This is a genomic window from Streptomyces sp. NPDC033165 (assembly GCF_055577965.1).
The window spans coordinates 423,451-448,806 of record NZ_JBVIPK010000002.1 but is presented as its reverse complement, the minus strand read 5'-3'; the positions used below and the strand labels follow the sequence as shown (position 1 = coordinate 448,806).

Below are 25,356 nucleotides of genomic sequence, written 5' to 3'. Positions count from 1 at the left end.
CGATCGGACGGATCGGACCGGATCAGGCCGGATCAGATCCGGCCCAGCTCCCACAGGCGCCAGACCCCGGTGCCGTCGGAGAGGTACTGCGAGCCCGCGACGTCGGCCTTCGCGACGACGTAGTCCTTCTTCTGCCACAGCGGCAGCAGCGGGACCTCCTCGCCGACCAGGGACTGCATGTCCTTGAAGTCGCTCGCGGTCCGGCTGCGGTCGCTGAACTGCTGCGTGGAGGCGATCAGTTTGTCCATGCGCTTGCTGGAGTAGCCGCTGTGCAGGACGTTGCCGGTGCCGACGAGCGGCTGGCTGAAGGTGTCGGGGTCCGGGAAGTCGGGGAGCCAGCCGACGGTGTACATGTCGTACTCACCGGCCGCGTACCCCTTCTGGTACTTCGTCCACTCGACGGCCTTGACCGAGACCTCGAACAGCCCGTCCTTCTCCAGCTGCCGCCGCAGTTCGGCGGTCTCCTTCGTGTACGCGTCGTCCGCCCGGTAGGCGAAGTTGATCGGCACCGGCGTCTCGACACCGGCCTGCTGGAGCAGCTCCTTCGCACGCTGGGGGTCGGACGACGGGTAGGCGTCGAAGAAGGGGGTGCTGTGCCCGATGAAGCCCTGCGGGATCAGCGAGTACAGCGGCTCGACGGTGCTCTGGTAGACCTCCCGGACCAGCGGCCCGCGGTCGATGATCGCGGCGACGGCCTGGCGGACCCGCTTGTCCGAGAACGGCGAGTCGTCCCGGACGTTGAAGATGATGTTGCGGATCTCGGCGCTGTCCGCCTCGGTCACCCGCAGGTCCGGGTCGTTGGGGTTCAGCTCGGAGAGGCGGGCCGGCGGGAGCTGACGGTGGGTGACGTCGATCTCGCCGCTGTTCCACGCGGACAGGAGCTCGTCGGAGCTCTTGTAGTAGCGGATGGTGACGGCCTCGCCGGTCTTCTTGAGCGCGCCCTTGTACTTCAGGTTGGGCACCAGCTCGGCGCGCGAGCCCGACTCGTACGCCTTCAGGGCGTACGGGCCCGAGCCGTCGACCTCGTTGCCCGTACGGAGCTTATCCTCGGGGTACTTCGTCGAATCGACGATCGCCCCGGCGCCGGTCGCGAGCTTCTGCGGGAAGGTCGCGTCCCTCCCGGACAAGTTGAAGGTGATCGTGCGCCCCTCGGCGACCACGGAGTCGAGGGTCGGGAACAGCCCCGCCGGGCCGACGTCGGAGTTGATCCGCAGCAGCCGCTCGAAGGAGAACGTGACGTCCTCGGCGGTGACCTTCTTGCCGTTGGAGAACGTCAGGTCGTCGCGGAGCTTGCACTGGTACGTCTGGAGCTTCTGCCCGATGAAGCCGCAGCTCTCGGCGGCGTCCGGCTCCGGCGTGACCGCCCCGGCCTTGAAGGTCATCAGCGACTGGTAGAGGTTGCTGTAGATCGCCCAGGAACCCGCGTCGTAGGCGCCGGCCGGGTCAAGTGATGTCACCTCGTCCGATGTACCGATCGTCACCGCGTCGGACTTCGCCCCCCCGGAGGGGAGGAGTTGCCAGGCGCCGACGCCTGCGATGACCAAAACCGCGAAAATCGCGAGAATCCGTACCCGGACCGACCGCATTGCCGTGCTCTCCCTTACCAGCCCCACCTCGGCAGTTGCGCCAAGACACGCACACCGCCGCACACTCGCGCTTACCCAATCACACGATTTTCACATCTGGAAGAGTAAATAGGGCTCTCACAGCCTTTTGTTGGACACCTGCGACTCACCCTGTCCGAAAAGGCCGTTTCCCGCCTCCCACCTGCGGTTCTTCGTCGCTGACCGTGACGCTGCGGTGCGGATTTCATGATGTCCGGACGTCCGGACGTCGAACGGGAGATCGCACCCGCAACGTGTCTGGGCGCGTCCGGTCTACGCCTGGCGGGAAGCGAGTTCCACGACGGTGATGTCGGCCGGGGCGCCGACCCGGACCGGCGGTCCCCAGGCGCCCGCGCCGCGCGAGACGAAGAGCTGGGTGTCTCCGTAGCGTTCGAGCCCGGCGACGGTGGGGTTGGCCAGCTCGGCGAGGTAGTTGCCGGGCCAGAGCTGGCCGCCGTGGGTGTGGCCGGAGAGCTGGAGGTCGACGCCGTGCTCGACGGCGTCGTGGATGACGACCGGCTGGTGGGCGAGGAGGACGGCGGCCCGGGCGCGGTCCCGGTCGCCCAGCGCACGGACGAAGTCGGGGCCCTGGCCCTCGGTCTCGCCCGCCACGTCGTTGACCCCGGCGAGATCGAAGCCGTCGATCTCGGTGCGGGCGTTCTCCAGGGGGATCAGCCCCAGTTCGCGGACGTGGTCGACCCACTGCTCGGCGCCGGAGAAGTACTCGTGGTTGCCGGTGACGAAGTAGCTGCCGTGCCGGGCCCGCAGGGCGGACAGCGGTTCGGCGGCGGTGCCCAGGTCCGCCACGGACCCGTCGACGAGGTCCCCGACGACGGCGACCAGATCGGGCGAGGTCGCGTTGATCGTGTCGACGATGCGACGGGTGTGGGCGCGGCCGAGGATCGGGCCGATGTGGATGTCGCTGACCACGGCGATGCGGAAGCCGTGGGCGGCGCGGGGCAGTTTGGCCAGCGGCACGGAGACCCGCTTGACGCTCGGCCCGCGCAGCACGTTGTGGGTCCCGTACCCGACGGTGGCGAGCCCGGCGGCGGCCGCCGCGCCGCCGACGACCCGGGAGACGAAGAGACGGCGGGAGGGGCCGGGGGCCGCCGGGCGCTCCGGTTCCGCTCCCGATTCCGGTACCCGTTCCGGTTTGGCTTCCGGTGCTGGTTCCGGTGCGGTCTCCGGGGTCGTACGTGCGGAGGCTTCCGATGAGGCGGGGGCGCCGGCGGATGCGACCGGGACGAGCTCTTCCGTACGGGGACGGGTCTCACCCGGGACCTCGGCAGTGGTTCCGGAAGGTGTTCCGATTTCCGGCGCCGGACGCGCGGTGACCGGCTTCGCCGCCGCCTTGTCACGCCGCGCGAGGACCCGCAGGAGCACCGGACGCACGAGCTCGCCCACGAACAGCGCCAGCGTCAGGTACAACAGGCAGGCCAGCCACAGGAAGCCCGGCCAGGCCAGCACCTGCTGGAGCCAGAAGGGCGCGCCGATCCGGCCGGAGGTCATGGCTCCGACACTCAGCAGCGGCAGCACGAACGCGGCGGCCGTGCCCGCCTTGCGCATCGTGCTGCCGGGTGCGGTCGTGTCGCCGACGAAGCGACGCCACACATAGCGGTGCACGGCGGCGAGCAGCGCCAGCACCACGAGCGCCACGAGCGCGAACACCACTGCGGCCATCCGTGCCTACCTACGCCTTCTCGTCCTCGTCAGTGCGTTCGTCGCGCAATGCCCGGACACCACGCAACCCGATCGCGCCGACCGCCGTCCCCAGAAGAAAGGACGTGATGGCGAGCAGCAGGTGCACCCAGAAGTACCCGGTCGGTTCGCCCGCGTCGTCGAAGGCGAGCCCGCTGCCGTCCTGCCACAGGTTCTTGACGAAAGTGATCCAGATGAACCAGCTCCACACCCCGAACACGAGCAGGAACCAGGAGGCGGGGCGGCTGAGCTTCATGGGTCCAGTATCGCCGCCGCTCTCCGGAACCCTCGCCCGGGGTGGTGTCCGGACACGGCCGTCCCGGCGGTCCCTGCGGCGGGTCAGCCGCTCCGGGTCCGCATCCACATCTTCGCCCTGTACGTTTCCGACCGTGCCTGCTCTGAAAAAGATCGCCCTGACGGTCACCTCCGCCGTTTTGCTGTCCGGTTTGGCCCTCAGTCCCGCGTCGGCGGCCGACAAGAACAAGAGTGACGACAAGCAGCCCAAGCCGCCGGGCACGATGTCGAGCCTCGGCGGCGAGCGGCTCGGCAAGCCCGGCACCCAGGTCGCCCTGGGTCCGGGTGCGCCGGTGCTGCCCAAGGGGCTGACCGGCCGGTCGTGGATCGTGGCGGACGCGGAGAAGGGGGATGTGCTGGCGGCGCACAACGCCCACTGGCGGCTGCCGCCCGCCTCCACGATGAAGATGCTGTTCGCCGACACGCTCCTTCCGGCGCTCCAGCCCACCACCCTGACCCACAAGGTGACGGACAGTGACCTGGCGGCGGTGGGTGAGGGCAGCAGCCTCGTCGGGATCAAGGAGGACCACACCTACACGGTCCACGACCTGTGGCTGGGTGTCTTCCTGCGCTCGGGCAACGACGCTGTGCACGTGCTGGCGCAGATGTACGGCGGCATGCCCCAGACGGTCTCCGCCATGCAGAAACACGCCGAAGAGCTCCAGGCGCTGGACACCAAGGTGGTCTCACCGGACGGGTACGACGCGCCCGGCCAGGTCTCCAGCGCCTACGACCTGACCCTGATCGCCCGCAGCGGGATGCAGAAGAAGGACTTCCGCGAGTACGCGGCGACGGCGTCGGCCGACTTCCCCGGCGAGAAGAAGAAGGGGAAGAAGCGCGAGACCTTCGAGATCCAGAACACCAACCGGCTGATCACCGGGGACACCGGCGTGGACCCGTACAAGGGCATCGCGGGCGTCAAGAACGGCTACACCACCCACGCGGGCAACACCTTCACCGGCATCGCCGAGCGCAATGGCAGGGTGCTCCTGGTGACGGTCATGAACCCGTCGCAGGAGGAGAGCCACGCCGTCTACAAGGAGGCCGCGAAGCTGCTCGACTGGGGCTTCGCCGCGAGCGGCAAGGTGACCCCGGTCGGCGAGCTGGTGCCCCCGAAGTCCATCGACACCGGGAGCGGGACCACGACCGGCGGCAAGGGCGCGCAGCCAGCCGCCGGGGCGGACCAGGGCTCCGGCGGCCAGGCGGAGGCCGCGCACGCGTCGGCGGCCGGCGGCTCCAGCGGCGTCGGGATCGCCCTGGCGGTCGTCGGCGGAGTGCTGGTGGTCCTGGCGGGCGGGGTGTTCCTGGTCAACCGGCGGTGGCCGCTGCGCCTGCCCCGCCGCTGACGCCCGGGCCGGGCCGCCCCGGGTGGGAGGCCCGGCCGGTCACCCCGTGCTGGGAGGCCCGGCCAGTCCGTCCCTCAGCCCGCCCGGGTCGAGCCTCCGGGCTCCGGCTCCTCGCGATGGCCCTCGTCCTCGGTCTCGCCTTCTCTCTCGCCCTCCCCCTCACTCCCGCCTTCGCTCCCGCCCTCGCTCCCGCCCTTGCTGCCGGTCGCTGTCCAGGCGGCGCAGAACAGCAGCAGCTTGGCGGTGAAGTTGATCCACAGGAGCAGCGCGATCGGGACGCCGAACGCGCCGTACATGCTCTTGCCCGCGACGCCCTTCATATAGCTGCCGAGCAGCAGCTTGAGCAGTTCGAAGCCGACCGCGCCGAGCAGGGCCGCGACCACCAGCCGCCGCCGGGGCGGCTGGACCCCGGGCAGCAGCGTCAGCAGGTAGAGCATCAGCAGGAAGTCGGCGACGACCGCGACCGCCAGGGCCGCCACCCGGAGCAGCACGCCGCCCGCCCCTCCCCCGGAGATGCCGAGCTGGTCGGCGGTCCAGCCGACGGCCGTCGAGCCGACCGTGGAGACCGCCAGGGTGGCGAGCGCCGCGCCGCCGAGGCCGACCAGCAGCACCGTGTCCTTCAGCTTGGCGACGACCGGGTTGGCCTCCTGGACGTCGTCCAGCTCCCAGACCGCGCGCAGGCACTCCCGCATCGAGCCGACCCAGCCGACACCGGTGAACAGCAGCAGCGCACCGGCCACCAGACCGACCGTGCCCGCGTTGGCGACCAGACCGTCGATGCCGAGCTGGTCGGAGATGCCGGGCACCTGCTCGGCGAGCTTGTCCTTGATGGTGGCGAGCTGCTTGTCGCTCAGCAGCGCGGCGGCGATCGCCGCGCCGACCGCGATCAGCGGGAAGAGGGCCAGAAAGCTGATGAAGGTGATCGCCGCCGCCAGCCTGGCCCAGTGGACCCGGTCCAGCGTCTCGTAGGAACGCCACGCGTGCGTCTCCATCAGCCGGGTGACCAGGGGCCCGATGACCGGGAGTTTCTTGAGCCAGTCCATGACCTACCGCGTACCCTCCTGGGCCCGGAACACCAGCGGCCCGCCCCGGACTCTTCCCGACGGGTGCGGGAGTTCCCCGGCACGTGGGGCTGACACTCCCTCCATCACCCGTTCCGGTGAGCATCACCCGTTCCGGTGAGCGAATTCACCAATGCCTCGAATGGGGTTTACCGGACGATACGGTCACCCCCATGTCCGTCGACACGGTGTCCTTGACCGGCTGGGGCCGCACCGCCCCGACGACCGCCGTGCGGTTCCGCCCGCGTACGTACGAGGAGGCGGCGGCCGTCGTCCGCGGCCGGGGCCCCCGGGGCGCCATCGCGCGCGGGCTCGGCCGGGCGCCCGGTGACGCGGCGCAGAACGCGGGCGGTTCGGTGCTCGACATGACGGGCCTGGCCCGGATCGGCGCGGTCGACCCGGTCGCCGGGACCGTGCGCTGCGAGGCGGGGGCGCGCCTGGACCGGCTGCTGCGGGTGCTGCTGCCGCTCGGCTGGTTCCCGCCGGTGCTGCCGGAGACCGGCAGGCTCACGGTGGGCGGGGCGATCGGCTCCGACGTACACGGCCGCGACCACCGGGAGGCCGGTTCCTTCGCCCGGCACGTCAGCGCCCTGGAGCTGCTCACGGCCGACGGCGAGGTGCGTACGGTGCTGCCGGGCACCGCTCTCTTCGACGCGACCGCCGGGGGCCTCGGCCTGACCGGCGTGATCCTCTCGGCCACGCTCCGCCTCCGGCGTGTCGCCTCTTCGCTGATGTCCGTCTCCACCGAGCGCGCCGGGGACCTGGACGAGCTGCTGGCCCGCTTCACGGCGGGCGGCGACCGGCTGCCGTACGCCTCCGCCTGGGTCGATCTGCTGGCCCGGGGCCGGGCGACAGGGCGCGGAATCATCACCCGAGGGGAGCACGCACCCCCGCATGTGCGCCCGGCGCACGACCGGCGCATTCTGCGTGCCCCGCGCACGGGCACGGCAGGGGGCCGGGGGCTCCCGGCCGCCGCCGGTCTGCTGTCGCTGCCCGACGGACCGCTCGGCCGCGCCTCCGCCGCCCTCTGCAACGAGGTCCGCTATCGGAGTGCGCCCCACGCGCGGACCGGGGAGCCGCGGCCGGTCCCGGCCTTCTTCCACGCCCTGGACGCCCTCCCGGGCGTCAACCGGCTGCACGGCCGGGGCGGCCTGGTGCGCTACCGGTTCGGTGTCGGGTACGGGCAGGAGGAGACCCTGCACCGGGTGGTGCGCCGGATCGCGGCGCACCGGGCCCCCGCGCTGCGGGCGGTGCTCCAGCGGTTCGGGGCGGCGGACCCGGGCCTCTTGTCGTTCCCCGCGCCCGGCTGGACGCTCGCCCTCGATCTGCCCGCCGCCCTGCCCTCGCTCGCCCGCCTCCTGGACGGACTCGACGAGGAGGTGGCGGCCGCCGGGGGCCGGGTCTGCCTGGCGGCCGATTCCCGGGTGCGGCCGGAGACCGCGGCCGCGATGTACCCGCGGCTGGCGGAGTTCCGGGAGCTGCGGGAGGCACTGGACCCGACGGGGGCGTTCCGCTCCGACCTGTCGCGCCGGCTCGGGCTGTGACCGCCGAACCCTCGACGTCCGCCCTGGCTCTGCGCCCTGCCCGCTCTTGACGTCCACCCCTCGCCCTCTGCGCCCTGCCCGCTCTTGAACTCTCAGCCACCCTGCCCCTCTTGAACAGGAGTGTTCCGTGAAGGACGCCTTCGGTGCCCCGCAGTCCCTGCTCGTCCTCGGCGGCACCTCCGAGATCGCCCTGGCCACCGCGCGCCGCCTGATCGCCCTGCGGACCCGGCGGGTGTGGCTGGCCGGGCGCCCCTCCCCCGCGCTGGACGCGGCCGCTGCCGAGCTGCGCGGGCGCGGGGCGGACGTCCGTACGGTCGGCTTCGACGCACTGGACCCCGCCTCGCACGAGGTGGCCCTCGGCAAGGTGTTCGCGGAGGGGGACATCGACGTGGTGCTGATGGCGTTCGGGGTCCTCGGCGACCAGGCGCGCGACGAGGAGGAGCCGATGGCGGCGGTCCGGGTCGCCCAGACCAACTACACGGGGGCGGTCTCCGCCGGACTGGTGTGCGCCGGCGCACTCCAGGCGCAGGGACACGGTTCGCTGGTGGTGCTGTCGTCGGTGGCCGGGGAGCGCGCCCGGCGCGCGGACTTCATCTACGGGTCGAGCAAGGCGGGCCTCGACGCGTTCGCGCAGGGGCTGGGCGACGCGCTCCAGGGCACCGGGGTGCAGGTGATGGTGGTCCGCCCCGGCTTCGTCCGGACGCGGGCCACGGCGGGGCGGCCCGAGCAGCCGCTCGCCACCGGCCCGGAGGAGGTGGCGCGGGCGATCGTCACGGGGCTGCGGAGGCGTTCGGAGACGGTCTGGGTGCCCGGGTCGCTCCGGATGGTGATGACAGCGCTGCGGCACGTCCCGCGGCCGCTGTTCCGGCGGCTGCCGGTCTGACCCGGGGCCGTACGGCTGAGTCGGTCAGGGGCGCAGGGACGCGGCGGACGGCGTGTCGACCACATAGCCGCCCTGGGCGGGGACGGCGGGCGTGCCGCCCCCGGCGCCGAACGGAAAGTCCTTGATCTTGCGCCACACGGCGTCCGGGCCCTGCTCGTACAGCGCGAAGGAGCCGCAGGTCCAGGCCGCCTCGTAGTCGGCGAGCTCCTCGTAGGCCCGGTCCATCGCCTCCTCGGCGATGCCGTGGGCGACGGTGACATGCGGGTGGTACGGGAACTGGAGCTCGCGCACCAGCGGCCCGGAGGCGTCCCGGACCCGCTTCTGGAGCCAGGAGCAGGCCGAGGCGCCCTCGACGACCTGGACGAAGACGACCGGCGACAGCGGGCGGAAGGTGCCGGTGCCGGAGAGCCGCATCGGGAACGGGCGGCCGGCCGTGGCGATCCGGTCGAGGTGCGCCTCGATCGCCGGGAGGTCGGCGGCCTGCGCCTCGGTCGGCGGGAGCAGGGTGACGTGGGTGGGAATGCCGAAGGCGGCAGGGTCCCCGAAGCTCGCGCGGCGCTCCTGGAGCAGGCTGCCGTAGGGCTCCGGGACCGCGATCGAAACGCCGAGCGTTACGGTCCCCACGTCGTTCTCCTCCACCGTCGATGGTCGATTCTCGGTCATGCCGCGCGGGCCGGGTGCCCGCCCCGCGCGTCCTGTCGCCGCAAGTGTGACCCCTGCGGCCGTGATCTCGCCAGGGCCCTTGGGCTCAGTGCTTCGCGGGCAGGAAGCCCATCCGGTCGTACGTCTGCGCCAGGGTCTCGGCGGCGACGGCCCTGGCCTTCTCCGCTCCCTTGGCCAGGATGGAGTCCAGCGTCTCCGGGTCGTCCAGATATTCCTGGGTGCGGGCCCGGAAGGGGGTGACGAATTCCACCATGGCCTCGGCCAGGTCGGTCTTCAGCGCGCCGTAGCCCTTGCCCTCGTACGCCCGTTCCAGATCCTCGACGGGGCTGCCGGAGAGGGTGGAGAGGATCGTGAGGAGGTTGCTGACGCCCGGCTTCTTCTCAGCGTCGAAGCGGATCACCGTGTCGGTGTCGGTGACGGCGCTCTTGACCTTCTTGGCCGTGGCCTTCGGGTCGTCGAGGAGGTTGATGAGGCCCTTCGGCGTGGAGGCCGACTTGCTCATCTTGACCGCCGGGTCCTGGAGGTCGAAGATCTTCGCCGTCTCCTTGAGGATGTACGGCGCCGGAATGGTGAACGTCTGCCCGAACCGGCCGTTGAACCGCTCCGCGAGGTCGCGGGTCAGCTCGATGTGCTGGCGCTGGTCCTCGCCCACCGGCACCTGGTTCGCCTGGTAGAGCAGGATGTCCGCGACCTGGAGCACCGGGTAGGTGAACAGGCCGACGGTCGCGCGGTCGGCGCCCTGCTTGGCGGACTTGTCCTTGAACTGCGTCATCCGGGAGGCCTCGCCGAAGCCGGTGAGGCAGTTCATCACCCAGCCGAGCTGGGCGTGCTCGGGAACATGGCTCTGGACGAAGAGCGTGCAGCGCTCCGGGTCCAGTCCTGCGGCGAGCAGCTGCGCCACGGCGAGGCGGGTGTTGGCCCGCAGCTCGGCGGGGTCCTGCGGCACCGTGATCGCGTGCAGGTCCACGACCATGTAGAACGCGTCGTGGGTCTCCTGCAACGCCACCCACTGGCGCACCGCGCCCAGGTAGTTGCCGAGGTGGAACGAGCCTGCGGTGGGCTGGATCCCGGAGAGCACACGCGGACGGGCGGCCGCACCGGTGCGGCCTGTCTGCGGCTGGTCGGCGGGGAGCGAGGGGCGATCAGAGGCCATGGCCCCATTGTCTCAGGTGCCCGGGCCATCTCCGGCAGCCGGTGCGGGGCATAGCGGGCGCGTCCCCGCACGATCCCGGGGCACAGGAGCGCACAGCTGAGACGAAGGGCACATTCCGGCCGCTGGGCGTGCGACGGCGGGCGCGCCGGGCGGCGAAGGTTTCCCGGCGCGGGATCCGACCGACGATACAAAGTGGGCACCACCCTCCGCCCACGCCGCACGACGAACGGAGATCCCGTGTCGACCACGGAAACCGCCATCGCCTCCGCCGAGGCGCACAGCGCGCACAACTACCACCCGCTGCCGGTCGTCGTCGCCTCGGCGGACGGCGCGTGGATGACCGATGTCGAGGGCCGCCGGTATCTGGACCTGCTGGCAGGGTATTCGGCGCTCAATTTCGGCCATGGCAACCGTCGGCTCATCGACGCGGCCAAAGCCCAGCTGGACCGGGTGACGCTGACCTCCCGGGCCTTCCACCACGACCGGTTCGCCGAGTTCTGTACGCGGCTGGCCGAGCTGTGCGGGATGGAGATGGTGCTGCCGATGAACACCGGGGCGGAGGCCGTGGAGACGGCGGTCAAGACCGCCCGCAAGTGGGGCTACCGGGTCAAGGGCGTGCCGGACGGGATGGCGAAGGTCATCGTGGCCTCGGACAACTTCCACGGCCGCACGACGACGATCGTCAGCTTCTCCACGGACCCGGAGGCGCGGGCCGACTTCGGCCCGTACACACCGGGGTTCGAGATCGTTCCGTACGGGGATCTCACCGCGATGCGGGAGGCGATGACGGAGAACACCGTGGCGGTGCTGATCGAGCCGATCCAGGGCGAGGCGGGGGTGCTGGTGCCGCCGGCCGGCTATCTGCCCGGGGTGCGGGAGCTGACCCGCGAGCGGAACGTGCTGTTCGTCGCGGACGAGATCCAGTCGGGCCTGGGCCGGACCGGGAAGACGTTCGCGCTGGAGCACGAGGGCGTGGTGCCGGACATGTACGTGCTGGGCAAGGCGCTGGGAGGCGGAGTGGTGCCGGTCTCCGCGGTCGTCTCCTCGGCGGACGTGCTCGGGGTCTTCAGGCCCGGCGAGCACGGCTCCACGTTCGGCGGGAACCCGCTGGCGTGCGCGGTGGCGCTGGAGGTGATCGCGATGCTGCGGACCGGTGAGTACCAGCAGCGGGCTGCCGAGCTGGGCGACCACCTCCACCGCGAGCTGGGGCTGCTCGTCGGCGGCGGCGCTGTGGAGGCGGTGCGCGGCCGGGGCCTGTGGGCGGGCGTCGACATCGCGCCCGCGCTGGGCACCGGCCGCGAGATCTCCGAGAGGCTGATGGAGCAGGGGGTGCTGGTGAAGGACACCCACGGCTCCACCGTCCGGATCGCCCCGCCGCTGGTGATCAGCAAGGAGGACCTGGACTGGGGCCTGGACAAGCTGCGTACGGTGCTGAGCGCCTGAGCCGGTCCCTCACGAGCCCCCCGGAGCCTCAGGGCCTCAGAGGATGACATGGGGCAGGAAGCGGGCGTACTCGTCCGTGACCGGCCCCGACGACTCCCGGATGCCGAGCCCCGCCGCCTCGTCCTCGACGACCCACGCGCCGAGCACCACCCGGTTGCCGTCGATGTCGGGCAGCGGGGCCAGCTCCTGGTAGCAGCACGGCTCGTCGCGCAGGACGGGCGGCGAGCCGGGGCCGTGCAGGTCGACGCCCGCGCCCTCGCGGCCGAGCAGCGGTTTGGAGACGTATCCCGCCCCGCCGGGCCCGGCCAGCTCGCGGGGGCCGTCGAGATAGGCGGGCAGCAGGTTGGGGTGGCCGGGGTAGAGCTCCCACAGGATCGCCAGCAGCGCCTTGTTGGAGAGCAGCATCTTCCAGGCGGGCTCGATCCAGCAGGTGGTACCGCTGCCGCCGCCGTTGTCGAGGGTGTCCAGCACCTGCGGCCCGAAGCGGTCCGTGGCCAGCCATTCCCACGGGTAGAGCTTGAAGCAGCTGCGGATGAAGCGCAGCCGGTCGTCGACGAACCGGCCCGACAGCCGGTCCCAGCCGATCTCCTCGACGGACAGCGCCTCGGTGTCGATCCCGGCCTGCTGGGCGGTCTCGCGCAGATACGCGACCGTCATCAGGTCCTCGCCCGCCTCGTCGCCGTCCGAGTGGACGAAGTGCAGCGGACCCGGCGGCAGCAGGGGCGCCTGCCGCTTCCAGGCGTCGACCAGCCGCTCGTGCAGGGAGTTCCACTGGTCGGCACCGGGGAAGCGGTCCTCCATCCAGAACCACTGCGCGCTCGCCGCCTCCACCAGCGAGGTCGGGGTGTCGGCGTTGTACTCCAGCATCTTCGCCGGGCCGCTCCCGTCGTGGCGCAGGTCGAACCGCCCGTACACCGAAGGCAGTTCGGCGCGGCGGCGCCAGGACTCGGCAACCAGCGAGGCGAGGCGCGGGTCGGTGATGCCGAGGTCGGCGAAGCGGTCCCGCTCGACGATGTGCGCGGCGGCGGCCAGGCACATCGTGTGCAGTTCCTCGACGGTCTCCTCCAGGGCCTCGACCTCGGGCAGCGAGAAGACGTAGTAGGCGCTCTCGTCCCAGTAGGGGCGCAGCGAGTCGTCCGGGTAGCGGGTCAGCGGATAGACGACGCCCTGGGACTCGACGGTCTCCTGCCAGCCGGGGCGCGGCTGCGTGGTGCGGCGCTCCATGGCGGTCAGCCCCCGCCGGACCGGGCGCAGCCGAAGCCGCCGCGGTCGACCGCGGACTTGTCGAAACTGCCGCCCTGCACTTTGCCGTCCGAGCTGTCGCCGCCGTAGTAGTACGAGCCGCGGCCGGTGCCGCCACCGGAGCCGCCGCTGCCTCCCGAACCGCCACCGCTGCCGCCGCGGCACTCGTAGCTGGGCAGGGTTTCACGGGTCGTCCGGTCGGCGCACCGCCGGTCCGGCTCCGATCCGCAGGACGAGATCGTCAGGGCGAGCAGCCCCATTCCGCCGAGCACGACCGTGCTCGACCTCAACCTCCGCTTGGACATGTTCTGTTCTCCCCCGTGGTGCGTGATCGAATCCGGCCCTTCTGCTTCCTTCTGCTTCCTCCTCGGCGCCGGATCTCTTGTCAGATTAGTTCGACAGGTGGCCAGTTCGGAACATGGGGGCGCCGGAGCGGCAACCTCCGCTCGGTAGATTCCCTTTGTGCCCTTCGGGATGACCTGTGCGCTCGGGGCGGCGGTCTGTTTCGGAACGGCGTCCGTCCTCCAGGCGGTCGCCGCGCGGGCAGCCGCCCGTCCCGGCTCGGGGGCGGGTGTCGCCCCGGCGCTGCTGCTGCGGGCGCTACGCCAGTGGCGTTACGTGGCCGGACTCGCCCTGGATGGCTGCGGTTTCGTCCTCCAGGTCCTCGCGCTGCGCTATCTGCCGATCTACGCGCTGGGCGCGGCGCTCGCCGCCTCGCTCACGGTCACCGCGGTCGTCGCGTCCCCGCTGCTGGCGGTCCGGCTCAGCGCAACGGAGTGGACGGCGGTGGCGGTGGTCTGCGCCGGTCCCACCCGGAACAGGGCGTCGGGTGCGGGGAATTCCTTATTTGGCGCAGAGTTCACGGGAGCGCTCGGAGGTTTGCCGCGCAATCGAGTTCGCTTGATAAGTCGAAAGCAAAGAGGCGATTCTAGCCACCTGCCCGTCAATTCGCCCTGAATGGATCGCCGGATACTCATCCAGGACTGCGTTCCAGGTGGCGCACGCTGCCTCTAGGTGACCAATTTCGAGTTTCCTTTCGGCAAGCAGAGAACTAAAGATCAGCTTACTTCGCTGCATATCCGTGGAATCCCTGAGTCGGAAATGATCCTGGAGGGATTCGATGCTTCCTTTCGTGTCACCCAAAGCATGACGGACTTCCGCCATGCAATACGCCAACGTCGCAGAGCTGAAACCGCCGAACGTTCCGGGCTGACTTTCCGCCTGATCCACGGCGCGCTCCGCCTCTCGCAGGCTGTTGAGTGCGTTTGTCTTTTCACCTGCCAGGGCGTACGAATGGGCTTGCTGACCTGCCATGAATGCGCGCATTCGGGGGCTGGACTCGGGGGATGCTTCTGCAGCGGCATTTGCAAGCCGTGCCGCTGGTGTACCGTGACCGAGATTTGCGGCTTGTACAGACATGCCGCGCAGAACGTGGCAGTAGGTTTTGTGGTCCCCGCCTGCGCCCGCTAGCTCCAGAGCTTTCACGTAATACTGCTGCGCTCTCCCGTGGGCACCCTCATCAACCGCCATCCATCCGGTCAGGTAGCAAAGGAATGCGGCAGAAGAAAGCATGGATTTTCGCGCTTCGCTGGACATGTTCGCTTTTAGGTATGGCGTGACAGTGTTGACCAGGAAGGCCGCAGCCATGGGCCGCGCGTAGCGCCCACCGAATTCATCATCGAGGCCCGAAAGGCGTTCAGTCATCGCCCTGACCGCCTGAACCTCCGATTGGCCGATACGTAGTCTCGGATTCTTCTTGACTGCTTCCATTCGCCCAACGACGTCTTGCCAACCTGGCACGGTCAGCGCGACAGAGAACAGTCCCGCGCCTAGGACGCTGCGGCGCGAAGGGTCCATGTCTTGCCTCCCGAGGTCGATTAGCCCCTCCACGACAGCCGGGCGACTGTTCGACTCTTCCGGGGGCGAGGGGAATCCCGCCTCGCCGTGCGTGACGGGGCGGAGCAGTCTCCGGGCGAACGCTTCCAGGACCAGAGGTCGAACGGATTCCTTCGGCAGGTGACCGCTTAACCACTGGTGCACCGACGGCTGTTGGTACTTGAGCGGGGTGCCGTGTTCGGTCCCGATGCGGTTGACCGCCTGGGCGAGCTGCCGCATGGTCCACCCGCTCTCACGGAACAACCGCTCAAGTCCGGCGTTCAGCTGTCGTGTCGCCATGGCCCAACTCTCGTGTTCAGACCGCTTAACGCTCTTATCTCTTGCCCGCTTCCCAACGGTACCGCTCTGCGTGACCGGACGGTTGCCTAGTGCGAGCACGGACCACCAAGGGATGACAGTGCAAGGAGGGCTCAGACATGGAACAAGAGCACAGCGACACTGGAGGGAGCCCGCTCGTTCCCCGCCGGCTCTCAGTGCCGCCGGGCGGCCAGGCTGAACGGCAACGCGAGCGCTGGGAGGCCGGTGCGGGCATGGTGACCCGCCAGGGCTTCCCCGACCGAGGTGAGCCGCCCGTCCGGTCGGCGTTCCTGTGGCCCCGGTGTACGTGTGGTTCCACGCAGTGCCCGGACACAGCGGGAGCGGTTGACGCAGCCAGCGACGACCGGTCGCAGAGTCCGACCATGCAGCGCCTTCGGCCCTTGATCGAGGCGGAGAACGGCCGCGCGCGGGAGGCGTCAGTGAGCGTCGAGATGTCCGCTGTGGGCCTCTTCACGGATACGGCGTAGAGGGGAGCCCCGAGGAGTGGTGGACGCCGTACGGGGCGCGCTGGACATGAAGTCGGGCGTGGTCCACCTGCCCGGCCCTCATCACCCCCGGCCTCGTTTCATGCCGACGACTTCCCCAACTGCGTTCAGCCGGAGGCAATTTCGTGAGACGCGTCTCCGTCTCCACCATTGCTTCGTCGGCTGGCTTGTCTGGGTCGGCCTGGTCGCTCTCGTGGTCGCCAGCCGCGAGGCGGCATGAATGGTGCGGCCCCCTGAACCCCTCTCTGCTGCACATAAGGAATGAACATGAAAAACGAAAGCCGCCCGGTCGGTTCCGATCACTTTGACGAGAGCGATCGTATCAAGGCAGTTGAAGCGGGCGTCGCACTCGTCAACGCGTTGATCCCGTATGACATCGACCTGGACGGAATCGGCGTATCGAAGGTTTGCCACACCTGTACTGCTGTGACCGCCTCTTACGTCATCGACCTCGGCAACCTGCGACCCGAAGAAGCCGAATCGATCGCAGCGAAACTCCAGGATCACACCAAGGAGTTTCAGCGGCTGCACAACCTCACTGCGAAAGTCCCAGGTCGATAGGCAGGCAGGTGAGAGTGATCACTACTCGATTCGCGCGGATGGCTACGGACGTAACGACATGCGAAGCGTGCTGGGTCACCCCCGTCGATTGCGTACGCCCCGCCAAGCCCACCCCCGACGGCACCGAAGAACCGGCGGGCGAACCGGCGACGCGTGACCTCCTGTGGTGGTTCTGCACGGCGGGCGGATACCTCGTGCGAGTGAAGCGGTTCCCACCGTTCGGCATTTGTGCGCTCGCCGGCCGCATAAGGGTGGCCCCCTAATCTCTCGTCCCTGCTGAACGTGGCCGTACTCAAGGCTCCCCCGTACTCGATTCGGCATCTCGGCAGGGGCGGGGCTCGACCCCCGTTCCGACCGTTCTCACCCCTGGACAGGACGCACGGCCGGAACGGGCCAACCCAACAAGGAAGGCAACACAGATGCGAAACGCACTCGCGTTACTCACCCCCGAAGGGCTTGGGGGTGTCGTCGCAACGGTCATCGACAACAACCCCGGCATGACCGAGGGTACGGCGCAACGGATCGTCGCGGAGGCGATCAAGTTCGTCGAAGCCGCAGCGCAGTTCCCCACCAGCAGGATCACCCCTTCCAAGGTCGTGGACGAGGGGTGGCACGCCCTGATCCTGCACACCGAGCTGTACGCCAAGTTGTGTGAGGGGCTGGGCCGGTTCGTGCACCACTACCCCGAACGCCCCGACCCCGAGCGCTTCGACGAGCACGTCATCACCCGCACCATGGCGACCATCGAACAGGCCGGGTACGAGACGGACTCGGACCTGTGGACGAGCCCCACAAAATCCCTGGTGTCCGTGGCGGCACAGTGCCAGCACACGCCGCCCGGTGGCTGCGGCCCGATCCGTCCGGGCAACTGTGCGACCACCGGCGAGTAGCTACGCTGCCCGCACACAACGGAAGGTGACCGCATGGACGCGGAACAGGGCCGACAGGTAGACCACGTGTTGCGGCAGTTGGGCATTCCGGGTGTCGTCGCGCCGGAGGACCCGGAGAACCCGACGGGCTCATGGCGCGTGTTCGACAAGGCCGATCCTGCGACCCGCAAGGACACCACTGCTGACGCGCTGGCAGCCCTGGCGGCGAAGTTCCGGCCGTCCACTCCCGACCCTGCCCCTCGGCGGCAGAGCGGGCCGACCAGGGGCTTCGTGCTGCCCCCGAAGAAGGACGACGAGTAGCAGCACCTCATACCGCCCCGGTCGGCGTCCCCCGGATGCCGACCGGGGCTACCGCGCGTCCTGGCCCTCGTCCGCGCTGCGGTCGCGCACGAAAGGGCACATGCGGGGTAGTGATGATCAAGCCCTCATCCCGCAGGGCCGCCGTCGCTTTACGGATCGTTGTTCGGGCTACGCCGAATTCGTTCTCCAGCTGCACTTCGGAAACCAGGTGCCGGGCGGGGTATTGGCCGCTGGCAATGCGCTGCCTCACCACCTCCGCGATCTGCTGCCACTTCGGTTGCGTTGGGTCGAACTCCATCACGGGGGGTGTCGACGCTATGCGTGACTCTATCGCCCGTGCACTCGTATGGGTCCTGCGTCTTCTGCTGCCCTCCGAGGGGCGGCACACCGCCGAACCCCCCGCCGCACCACCGCTTCCTGCCTCCCTTGTCGCCGTGGTCCCGCCCGCGGACCGCACCGTCACCGAGGGAGTACGCGCCCTCTTCAATGACGCGCACACGCGTGGACTGCCCTCCCCGCAGCGAGAACGAAGCCGCGCCGACGCATGGCCGCCGACGACCTGTTCCCGGTCGCCCTCGCCGGACGCGTCGCGCTCTGCATTGAGTACAAGACCAACACGCGCACCCCGATCCCCGTCCGCTGGATGCAGAGCAGCAGCAGCGGCCCCGGAACGACCCTCTACGCCTGCCCCGAACACGCCGTGACGCTCGGCGCGGGCCCGACCCCCGAAGACGTGCTACGCGCCCCGTGGGCGGGTGTGCAGACGGTTAAACGACCCCGTCCGGCTTCAATGCCGGGCGGGGCTCCTCTATGTCCCCCACCGCTGACAGGGCTTGCAACAGCGCTTCCAATGTCCCTGACCATGCCGAGTCCGAGGGTGTGCCGTACCCCACCACAAGCCCGCCCCAGGTCTCCGCCCTCGCGTCGGGATGCTGGTACGCCCCAACGCCTTGAACAGCAAGACCCTGCCAGTGCGCCGCTTGAACCACCGTTCGTTCATCAAGGCCCGGAGGCAGGCGAAGCACCACATGCAGACCTGCGGAAAGCCCGGTTACCCCGATGCGCGGTGCGCGCTCGGCGAGGGCCGCCACCAGCTCGTCACGGCGGTGCCGGTAGCGGAGGCGCATCCGGCGGATGTGGCGGTCATACGCACCGGACCCGATGAACTCGGCGAGAGTCAGTTGGTCAAAGGCCCCGCACGAGTCTGCGGGCCCCTTCGCGTCGGCTACCTCCGTAACAAGGGATTCCGGCACGACCAACCACCCCAAACGCAACCCCGGAGCAAGAGACTTGCTGGCAGTACCCATGTAGACGACCCGCTCGGGGTCGAGTCCCTGCAGCGCACCGACCTGCCCTTCCCGGTACCGGACCGGTGACTTGCCGAGTTCCCAGGGCGTAGGGTCCACCGGCTGCCTGTCGTACCTGAACTCCCCGTCGTAGTCGTCCTCCAGGATCAGCCCGCCGGTGGCCCGGGCCCAGTCGACGGCTGCGGCCCGCCGGTCCGGATGCAGGGGTACGCCGGTGGGGAACTGGTGCGCCGGGGTCAGGAGCACCGCCCCCGTGGCGCGCATCGCGGCCAGTTGCTCGGTCCGGGAGCCGCGTTCGTCCAGCGGCAGGCACGGGGTGCGCAGCCCGGCGTCGGTGAGGAGGTTCGTATGGAAGTCGAGGCCGTAGGACTCGACGGCGACCTCCCGGACCCGGCGCTGCCGCAGCACCCGGCCCAGGAGCGCCAGCCCGTGCACGAAGCCGGAACAGATCACGATGCGCTCCGGGTCGGCGTACACCCCGCGGGCCCGCGCCAGGTACTCCGCCAGGACCGTGCGCAGTTCGACGCGCCCGCGTGGATCGCCGTAGCCGAAGGCCTCGTCGGGTGCGGCGGTGAGCGCCTTGCGGGCGGCCCGGAGCCAGGCGGTGCGCGGGAAGGCGGACACGTCGGGGAAGCCGGGCTTCAAGGTGTACGCGGGCCCGGACCGCACCGGCCGGGCGGGGGCCGCCGGGGGCCGCGTCCGGCGTGGCGCGGCCCGCTGGGCGACCCGGGTGCCGGAGCCCTGGCGGGCGGTGAGCCAGCCCTCGGCGACCAGTTCGCCGTAGGCGTCGGCGACCGTGTTACGGGCGATGCCCAGGTCGGCGGCGAGCGCCCGGGAGGACGGCAGCCGGGTTCCGGGGGCCAGCCGCCCGCTGCGCACCGCTTCCCGCAGCGCCTCCATCAGCCCGCTGCGCACACCCGTGCCGACCGGCTCCAGATGCAGGTCGGCACCGAAAGTGGCCCAGGAATCGGTCATGGGAATGGACCATACCGCCGAGCCATCGGGCCCGTAGCGTCGTCCCCATGACCACCACGCCGCACGCACACCACGCCGCCCCCGCCGCCCCCGCCGACCGAGCCGCCGAGCACCCGTCGCGCCTCTCCGTCTCCGAGCTGCTCCCCGATGTCTACAAGGCGATGGTCCGCCTCGACATCGCGGCCCGGAAGGGGCTGGACCCCGTCCTGGTCGAGCTGGTGAAGATCCGGGCCTCGCAGCTCAACCGGTGCGCGTTCTGCCTGGACATGCACACGAAGGACGCGCTCGCCGCGGGCGAGTCGGTCGAGCGGATCGTCCAGCTCAGCGCCTGGGAGGAGTCGCGGCACTTCTACACCGGGAAGGAGCTGGCGGCGCTCGCCCTGACCGAGGCGGTCACCGTCCTCACCGACGGCTTCGTCCCGGACGAGGTGTACGCGGAGGCGGCGGAGCACTTCGAGGAGACGGAACTGGCCCAGCTGGTCGCGGCCATCACGGTGATCAACGCCTGGAACCGTTTCGGCGTCACCGGACGGCTCGCACCGGGCCACTACACGCCGGGCGACTTCCAGCACTGACGGCTCCGCACCCATGGCCAGGCCCACAGCCAGGCCCACAGCCAGGAGGAGATCCCATGGCCGATCCGGCCGCCGTGTTCCGTGCGCTGCACCACGGCCGCGCCCCCGACGATCCGCTGGTCCTGCCGGGGCCGTGGGATGCGGCGAGCGCGCGGGCGCTGGAGGAGGCCGGGTTCCCGGCGCTGGCGATTCCGAGCGCGGGCGTCGCCGCCTCGCTGGGCCACGAGGACGGGCGGACCCCGGCCGACGAGATGTTCGCCGCCGTGACCCGGATCGTCCGCGCGGTCTCCGTACCCGTCTCGGCGGACATCGAGGCCGGTTACGGGCTGGAGCCGGAGGAGCTGGTGGACCGGCTGCTGGCGGCGGGGGCCGTCGGCTGCAACCTGGAGGACTCGGTGGACGGCGTCCTGCTGGACCCGGACCGCCAGGCCGACCGGCTGGCCCGCTTCCGCGCGGCGGCGGGCGACCGGCTCTTCCTGAACGCCCGCGTGGACGTCCACCTCCACGCGGCGCCTTCCGGTACGGACCGGGCGTCGGCCGCGACCGGCCGGGCCCTGCGGTACGCGGCGGCGGGCGCCGACTGCGTCTACCCGATCGCCGCCCCGCCCGACGACCTGCCCCGGCTGGCCGCCGCCGTCCCCGTACCGCTGAACGCCATCGGCACGCCGGACTCCCCGGCCGCTGTGCGCCGGCTGGGCGAACTCGGCGCGTCCCGCGTCACGTTCGGCCCCGCCCTCCAGCGGCTCGCGGCGGCAGCGGTACGCGAGGCGGCACAGCGGCTGCGGTGAGGACGCCGACGGCCCCCGGCAGCGGATGCGCTGCCGGGGGCCGTCGGTGTGGTGCGGGCAGTGACCTCAGATCAGGCCGAGCTCGCGGACCGCGTCGCGCTCCTCGGTGAGCTCCTTGACCGACGCGTCGATGCGCGCACGGGAGAACTCGTTGATGTCCAGGCCCTGGACGATCTCGTACTTCCCGTCCTTCGTGGTGACCGGGAAGGAGGAGATGATGCCCTCGGGGACGCCGTAGGAGCCGTCCGACGGGATGCCCATCGAGGTCCAGTCGCCCTCGGCGGTGCCGTTGACCCAGGTGTGCACGTGGTCGATGGCGGCGTTGGCGGCGGAGGCGGCGGAGGACGCGCCACGGGCCTCGATGATCGCGGCGCCGCGCTTGGCGACGGTCGGGATGAAGGTGTCGGCCAGCCATGCCTCGTCGTTGACGACCTCGGCGGCGTTCTTGCCCGCGATCTCCGCGTGGAAGATGTCCGGGTACTGGGTGGCCGAGTGGTTGCCCCAGATCGTCAGCTTCTTGATGTCGGAGACGGCGGCACCGGTCCTGGCGGCCAGCTGCGAGATCGCGCGGTTGTGGTCCAGACGGGTCATCGCGGTGAAGCGCTCCGCCGGTACGTCCGGGGCGGCGGCCTGCGCGATGAGCGCGTTGGTGTTGGCCGGGTTGCCGACGACGAGGACCTTGATGTCGTCCGCGGCGTTGTCGTTGATGGCCTTGCCCTGCGGCTTGAAGATGCCGCCGTTGGCGGCGAGCAGGTCACCGCGCTCCATGCCCTTGGTGCGCGGGCGGGCGCCGACGAGCAGGGCGACGTTCGCACCGGCGAAGCCGACGTTCGGGTCGTCGGTGATCTCGATGCCGCGCAGCAGCGGGAAGGCGCAGTCGTCGAGCTCCATCGCGGTGCCCTCGGCGGCCTTGAGGCCCTGCGGGATCTCCAGGAGTCGCAGGTTGACCGGCACGTCCGGGCCGAGCAGGTGGCCGGAGGCGATGCGGAAGAGCAGCGCGTAGCCGATCTGGCCGGCTGCGCCGGTCACGGTGACATTCACGGGAGTGCGGGTCATGGCGGTCTCCGTTAGACAGCTGGCGGTGGGGGTCCCGGCCCCTGGTGCCGGACCCTGGTGCTGGACGTCTCCGCGCGCCGACCAATCTTGACGTGAAGAGATATCCAGCGGTCAGGCTATCGGACCCGGGCAGGGGGGACCGCCCGGCCCCCTGTTGCACCGCACACAACCGGTCACCTGCCCGGCCCCGGCGTCACGCGTCCGGGTCGGTGCAGCCCTTCGTGCCGGAGGTGAGCGTCGCGCAGGCGTTCGCGTCGCTCGCCTTCTTCACCGCGACCATCGGGGTGTACGCGTTCGTGTCCCCCATGACCTCGCCGTCCTGCGCGCCCTCGCCCGCGGTGATCCGTACGGTGTCGCCGATCGCCGCCTCGGTGAGCCGGGCCCAGGCGGCGGAGCAGACCTCGCTGTAGCGGACCTCGACCTTGCTGCCGCCGACCACGGCGGTCGACACCGTACGGGCGAACTCGCCGCCGCAGCCCATCGCCTCCGGGTCCTGCCCGGCGCAGTCGGTGCCGCTGCACTCGACGCCGACGGGCAGTTCGGGGGCGGCCGTGGTGGGGGCGGCCGACGGGGGCGGGGTGGCCTTGGCCGGGTCGTCGCCGCCCGGCGCGAGCAGCACCGCGCCGACCACGACGATCAGGGCGCCGACGGCCCCGACGGCGAGCATGGCCCCCTTGCGGCGGCCGCCGGGCGCCTTCCCTCCGGCGCTCGTTCCGGAGCCCTTGCCGGCGCTCCGTCCGGCGCCCTCTCCGGCGTACCGCTCCGGTCGCTGCCCGCCCTGGTGCTGCTGGGGGACGTGCGGCGCGGCTCCGCGCTGGGCGGGCACGGAGGGCGGGCGCGTGCTGTCGCGGCCGGTCCCGTAGGCGTCGCGGCCGTAGGGATCGCCGCTGTGGGCTTCGCTGCCGTAGGCGTCGTACGGAGGGGCGTCCGCGCCCGCCGCGGCCGGGACCCGGGCGCCGCCGGAGCCGGCCGCGCTGTGACGGCCGCCCGCGGAGGAACGGCCGGACCGGCCGCCCGCCGGGGCGTCGGGGCCGGTCGCGCCCAGCTCACCGAGCGCCTCACGGGCCTGGGTGATCCGGATGGCCTCCATCGTCATGTCGTGGCGCATCTCGGCCCGGCTCCAGGCGCGCTCGGCCAGCTCCCACATGGTCGTGAGGTGGTGCTGCGGGGTGCCCGTCACCTCGGCGAGGGCGACGACGGCCCTGCGCGGGGCGAGCAGCCGCCCGTTGAGGTACCGCTCCCAGGACGTCTTGCTGTAGCCCGTGCGGTCGGCCACCGCGTTGATGTTGAGCCCGCTGCGGTCGACGAGCCTGCGCAGCTGGCTGGCGAACTCCCTGATCTGCGGATCGAGCTCTTCGGGCAGTGCCTTCCAACGAGGCATCGCTTTCCCCCCTCATGTCCCCCGGACGTGCTTGCTGTGCCCCGCTGCGGCCGGTCCCCCCGACCCACGCAACCCCGCCGGACTACCCACGAGGATGCGCGAAGCCAGGGTGTCAGTTCCTGACGAGGGGGCGCACGGGAGCATTCGGGACGGGGTGCGCATCTTCGCGCGCCCCGATGACTGCCCCGATCACTGCTCTGTCTGCTCCGTGCTGCTCTGTGCGCCGGGCCAGTCTGCCATCGTTGCGCGACGATCACACCGTGCCGGAATGGTCACTTCCGTGCCACAGGCCCCAGGGAACCCTTGAAGCGGCTCTTCGTGTCCATGACGCTTGGAGCAGGACGGGGCAAGGATGCTCATTCCACCCCATACCAGGACTTGTTGTCCTGGTCGCTCCGATCCGAGGTGCCCGTCCCTTCTACGGGGGAGGGGACGGTCACCACGGGCGGGATCACGGGGCGGCCCTCAGCGGATCGTGAAGCGGACGGCGTCCTCCAGGATCGGCACGTCCAGCCACGGTTTCGGCTGCGCGACCAGCGCGAGCAGCACGATCAGGGTACCCATCAGCCCGTACGTCACCAGGTCGGTGAACCGGGAACGTACCGCCAGCATGCCGACCGACGGCACCACCCAGCGCAGCACGGCACCGGCGATCAGCGCACCGCCGATCAGGATGGTGCCGATGCGGAACGCCTGGTCGAACGGGTCCAGGGCCACGATCAGCAGCCCCGCGCCCGCCGCGCAGAGCACGGTGAGCAGCGGCCACTGCCGGGCCGGTGCGGGCGCGTCGCCGGACGCCGCCCGGCCGCCGCCCTCGGGGCGCGCGGTGTCCCGGGTGAGCTTCGGGAACCGCCGCGACCGGCGCCGGGGGGCGCTCCCTGTCCCGGGTTCGGTCACGGCACCGGCCCCGGCCACCGCGCCCTCGCCGCCCGACTCGCTCGACCCGTCCGGCTCGGCCGGACTCGTACCAGCACCCATGGGGTTCCCTCCGCCGTCCGGCCGTCAGCCCGCGGCGGCGGCGTCGGCGGCCTCGGCGGCGAGCCGCTCGGCCGCCTCGACCACGTTGACCAGCAGCTGCGCGCGGGTCATCGGGCCGACACCGCCGGGGTTCGGGGCGACCCAGGCGGCCACCTCGCGGACCCCCGGGTGCACATCGCCGACGATCTTGCCGTCCGCGTCCCGGCTGACGCCGACGTCGAGGACCGCGGCCCCCGGCTTCACGTCCTCGGGCTTGATCAGGTGCTGGACGCCCGCGGCGGCGACGATGATGTCGGCCTGACGCAGGTGGGAGGAGAGGTCCCGGGTGCCGGTGTGGCACTGGGTCACCGTGGCGTTCTCCGACTTACGGGTCAGCAGCAGCGGGATCGACCGGCCGATGGTGACACCGCGTCCGACGACCACGACATGTGCCCCGTTGATCTCCACACCGTGGGCGCGCAGCAGCTGGACGACGCCCTGCGGGGTGCAGGGCAGCGGGCCGGTCTCGTTGAGGACGAGGCGGCCGAGGCTCATCGGGTGCAGCCCGTCGGCGTCCTTCTCCGGGTCCATCAGCTCCAGGACCCGGTTGGTGTCGATGCCCTTGGGCAGCGGCAGCTGGACGATGTAACCGGTGCACTCGGGGTTGGCGTTGAGCTCCCGTACGACGTCCTCGATCTCCTCCTGCGTGGCGGTGTCGGGGAGTTCGCGCTGGATGGAGCCGATGCCGACCTGGGCGCAGTCACGGTGCTTGCCGTTGACGTACCACCGGCTGCCCGGGTCGTCCCCGACGAGCAGGGTTCCCAGGCCGGGGGTGATGCCCTGCGCCTTGAGGGCCGCCACACGGACGGTCAGATCGGATTTGATCGCGGCAGCGGTGGCCTTGCCGTCGAGAATCTGGGCAGTCATGGGCCCATC

24 protein-coding genes and 1 pseudogene are annotated in these 25,356 nt (G+C 70.9%); 10 read left to right on the top strand and 15 right to left on the bottom strand.

Annotation, left to right across the window (positions count from 1 at the left end; all coding sequences use genetic code 11):
* Positions 1-32: 32 nt before the first annotated feature.
* The 3 genes from ACZ5WC_RS06415 to ACZ5WC_RS06405 form a co-directional block, all read right to left on the bottom strand.
* The gene (locus ACZ5WC_RS06415) at positions 33-1,586 is read right to left on the bottom strand and encodes an ABC transporter substrate-binding protein (protein WP_468539724.1); all 1,554 of its coding nucleotides are present in this window, start codon (positions 1,584-1,586) and stop codon (positions 33-35) included.
* A gap of 291 nt (positions 1,587-1,877) precedes the next feature.
* Positions 1,878-3,275: a metallophosphoesterase gene (locus tag ACZ5WC_RS06410; RefSeq protein WP_468539966.1), complete on the bottom strand. Its 1,398-nt coding sequence runs from the start codon at positions 3,273-3,275 to the stop codon at positions 1,878-1,880.
* Between the two features lie 19 nt (positions 3,276-3,294).
* A complete protein-coding gene (locus ACZ5WC_RS06405; protein ID WP_096623458.1) occupies positions 3,295-3,558 on the bottom strand; it encodes an SCO4848 family membrane protein in 264 nt (87 codons plus the stop codon).
* Between the two features lie 133 nt (positions 3,559-3,691).
* Between ACZ5WC_RS06405 and ACZ5WC_RS06400 the strand changes: the two genes are divergently transcribed.
* Positions 3,692-4,942, top strand: a complete 1,251-nt coding sequence (locus ACZ5WC_RS06400; RefSeq protein ID WP_468539723.1) for a D-alanyl-D-alanine carboxypeptidase family protein — start codon at positions 3,692-3,694, stop codon at positions 4,940-4,942.
* Positions 4,943-5,016: 74 nt separating this feature from the next.
* Here the strand turns inward: ACZ5WC_RS06400 and ACZ5WC_RS06395 are convergent, their stop codons facing one another.
* Positions 5,017-5,985 (bottom strand): YihY/virulence factor BrkB family protein, encoded by a 969-nt coding sequence (locus ACZ5WC_RS06395; RefSeq protein ID WP_468539722.1) that lies wholly within the window; start codon positions 5,983-5,985, stop codon positions 5,017-5,019.
* 191 nt (positions 5,986-6,176) lie between these two features.
* On the opposite strand from ACZ5WC_RS06395, the gene ACZ5WC_RS06390 reads away from it, so the two are divergent.
* Both ACZ5WC_RS06390 and ACZ5WC_RS06385 read left to right on the top strand, forming a co-directional pair.
* Positions 6,177-7,547: an FAD-binding oxidoreductase gene (locus ACZ5WC_RS06390; RefSeq protein WP_468539721.1), complete on the top strand. Its 1,371-nt coding sequence runs from the start codon at positions 6,177-6,179 to the stop codon at positions 7,545-7,547.
* Between the two features lie 127 nt (positions 7,548-7,674).
* Positions 7,675-8,430, top strand: a complete 756-nt coding sequence (locus tag ACZ5WC_RS06385; RefSeq protein ID WP_468539720.1) for a decaprenylphospho-beta-D-erythro-pentofuranosid-2-ulose 2-reductase — start codon at positions 7,675-7,677, stop codon at positions 8,428-8,430.
* Between the two features lie 24 nt (positions 8,431-8,454).
* Here the strand turns inward: ACZ5WC_RS06385 and ACZ5WC_RS06380 are convergent, their stop codons facing one another.
* Both ACZ5WC_RS06380 and trpS read right to left on the bottom strand, forming a co-directional pair.
* A complete protein-coding gene (locus ACZ5WC_RS06380; protein WP_468539719.1) occupies positions 8,455-9,054 on the bottom strand; it encodes a 2'-5' RNA ligase family protein in 600 nt (199 codons plus the stop codon).
* 124 nt (positions 9,055-9,178) lie between these two features.
* The gene (trpS, locus tag ACZ5WC_RS06375) at positions 9,179-10,171 is read right to left on the bottom strand and encodes a tryptophan--tRNA ligase (protein ID WP_468539965.1); all 993 of its coding nucleotides are present in this window, start codon (positions 10,169-10,171) and stop codon (positions 9,179-9,181) included.
* Between the two features lie 312 nt (positions 10,172-10,483).
* Here trpS and rocD point away from each other — a divergent pair, with 312 nt between their 5' ends.
* Positions 10,484-11,689: an ornithine--oxo-acid transaminase gene (gene rocD, locus ACZ5WC_RS06370; protein ID WP_468539718.1), complete on the top strand. Its 1,206-nt coding sequence runs from the start codon at positions 10,484-10,486 to the stop codon at positions 11,687-11,689.
* Positions 11,690-11,725: 36 nt separating this feature from the next.
* Here rocD and ACZ5WC_RS06365 read toward each other — a convergent pair whose 3' ends face one another.
* Both ACZ5WC_RS06365 and ACZ5WC_RS06360 read right to left on the bottom strand, forming a co-directional pair.
* Positions 11,726-12,913 (bottom strand): glutathionylspermidine synthase family protein, encoded by a 1,188-nt coding sequence (locus ACZ5WC_RS06365; RefSeq protein ID WP_468539717.1) that lies wholly within the window; start codon positions 12,911-12,913, stop codon positions 11,726-11,728.
* Positions 12,914-12,918: 5 nt separating this feature from the next.
* A complete protein-coding gene (locus ACZ5WC_RS06360) occupies positions 12,919-13,236 on the bottom strand; it encodes a hypothetical protein (protein ID WP_468539716.1) in 318 nt (105 codons plus the stop codon).
* Positions 13,237-13,405: 169 nt separating this feature from the next.
* On the opposite strand from ACZ5WC_RS06360, the pseudogene ACZ5WC_RS06355 reads away from it, so the two are divergent.
* Positions 13,406-13,738: pseudogene (locus tag ACZ5WC_RS06355) on the top strand (hypothetical protein); the annotation flags it as partial.
* A gap of 36 nt (positions 13,739-13,774) precedes the next feature.
* Here the strand turns inward: ACZ5WC_RS06355 and ACZ5WC_RS06350 are convergent.
* Positions 13,775-15,106 (bottom strand): tetratricopeptide repeat protein, encoded by a 1,332-nt coding sequence (locus ACZ5WC_RS06350; protein ID WP_468539715.1) that lies wholly within the window; start codon positions 15,104-15,106, stop codon positions 13,775-13,777.
* Positions 15,107-15,897: 791 nt separating this feature from the next.
* Between ACZ5WC_RS06350 and ACZ5WC_RS06345 the strand changes: the two genes are divergently transcribed.
* The 3 genes from ACZ5WC_RS06345 to ACZ5WC_RS06335 all read left to right on the top strand — a co-directional run bounded on the left by ACZ5WC_RS06345 (position 15,898) and on the right by ACZ5WC_RS06335 (position 17,381).
* The gene (locus tag ACZ5WC_RS06345; protein ID WP_468539714.1) at positions 15,898-16,191 is read left to right on the top strand and encodes a hypothetical protein; all 294 of its coding nucleotides are present in this window, start codon (positions 15,898-15,900) and stop codon (positions 16,189-16,191) included.
* 419 nt (positions 16,192-16,610) lie between these two features.
* Positions 16,611-17,081 (top strand): glycine-rich domain-containing protein, encoded by a 471-nt coding sequence (locus ACZ5WC_RS06340; protein WP_468539713.1) that lies wholly within the window; start codon positions 16,611-16,613, stop codon positions 17,079-17,081.
* Between the two features lie 33 nt (positions 17,082-17,114).
* Complete coding sequence (locus ACZ5WC_RS06335; RefSeq protein WP_468539712.1) at positions 17,115-17,381, top strand: hypothetical protein; 267 nt, start codon at positions 17,115-17,117, stop codon at positions 17,379-17,381.
* A 7-nt stretch (positions 17,382-17,388) separates the two neighbouring features.
* Here the strand turns inward: ACZ5WC_RS06335 and ACZ5WC_RS06330 are convergent, their stop codons facing one another.
* Positions 17,389-17,679, bottom strand: coding sequence for a GntR family transcriptional regulator (locus ACZ5WC_RS06330; protein WP_468539964.1), 291 nt, complete (start codon positions 17,677-17,679; stop codon positions 17,389-17,391).
* A gap of 469 nt (positions 17,680-18,148) precedes the next feature.
* On the bottom strand, positions 18,149-19,663 hold the full coding sequence (locus ACZ5WC_RS06325; protein ID WP_468539711.1) for an aminotransferase-like domain-containing protein: 1,515 nt from the start codon (positions 19,661-19,663) through the stop codon (positions 18,149-18,151).
* A 47-nt stretch (positions 19,664-19,710) separates the two neighbouring features.
* Between ACZ5WC_RS06325 and ACZ5WC_RS06320 the strand changes: the two genes are divergently transcribed.
* Together ACZ5WC_RS06320 and ACZ5WC_RS06315 are read left to right on the top strand one after the other, a co-directional pair.
* Positions 19,711-20,238, top strand: coding sequence for a carboxymuconolactone decarboxylase family protein (locus ACZ5WC_RS06320; RefSeq protein WP_468539710.1), 528 nt, complete (start codon positions 19,711-19,713; stop codon positions 20,236-20,238).
* Between the two features lie 56 nt (positions 20,239-20,294).
* The gene (locus tag ACZ5WC_RS06315; RefSeq protein WP_311121120.1) at positions 20,295-21,026 is read left to right on the top strand and encodes an isocitrate lyase/PEP mutase family protein; all 732 of its coding nucleotides are present in this window, start codon (positions 20,295-20,297) and stop codon (positions 21,024-21,026) included.
* Between the two features lie 66 nt (positions 21,027-21,092).
* Here the strand turns inward: ACZ5WC_RS06315 and ACZ5WC_RS06310 are convergent, their stop codons facing one another.
* The 4 genes from ACZ5WC_RS06310 to ACZ5WC_RS06295 all read right to left on the bottom strand — a co-directional run bounded on the left by ACZ5WC_RS06310 (position 21,093) and on the right by ACZ5WC_RS06295 (position 25,347).
* Positions 21,093-22,082, bottom strand: a complete 990-nt coding sequence (locus tag ACZ5WC_RS06310) for a malate dehydrogenase (RefSeq protein WP_096623434.1) — start codon at positions 22,080-22,082, stop codon at positions 21,093-21,095.
* A gap of 193 nt (positions 22,083-22,275) precedes the next feature.
* Positions 22,276-23,463 (bottom strand): XRE family transcriptional regulator, encoded by a 1,188-nt coding sequence (locus ACZ5WC_RS06305; RefSeq protein ID WP_468539709.1) that lies wholly within the window; start codon positions 23,461-23,463, stop codon positions 22,276-22,278.
* 465 nt (positions 23,464-23,928) lie between these two features.
* Positions 23,929-24,441 (bottom strand): DUF3017 domain-containing protein, encoded by a 513-nt coding sequence (locus ACZ5WC_RS06300; RefSeq protein WP_468539708.1) that lies wholly within the window; start codon positions 24,439-24,441, stop codon positions 23,929-23,931.
* Positions 24,442-24,465: 24 nt separating this feature from the next.
* Positions 24,466-25,347: a bifunctional methylenetetrahydrofolate dehydrogenase/methenyltetrahydrofolate cyclohydrolase gene (locus ACZ5WC_RS06295; RefSeq protein WP_096633118.1), complete on the bottom strand. Its 882-nt coding sequence runs from the start codon at positions 25,345-25,347 to the stop codon at positions 24,466-24,468.
* Positions 25,348-25,356: the final 9 nt, after the last annotated feature.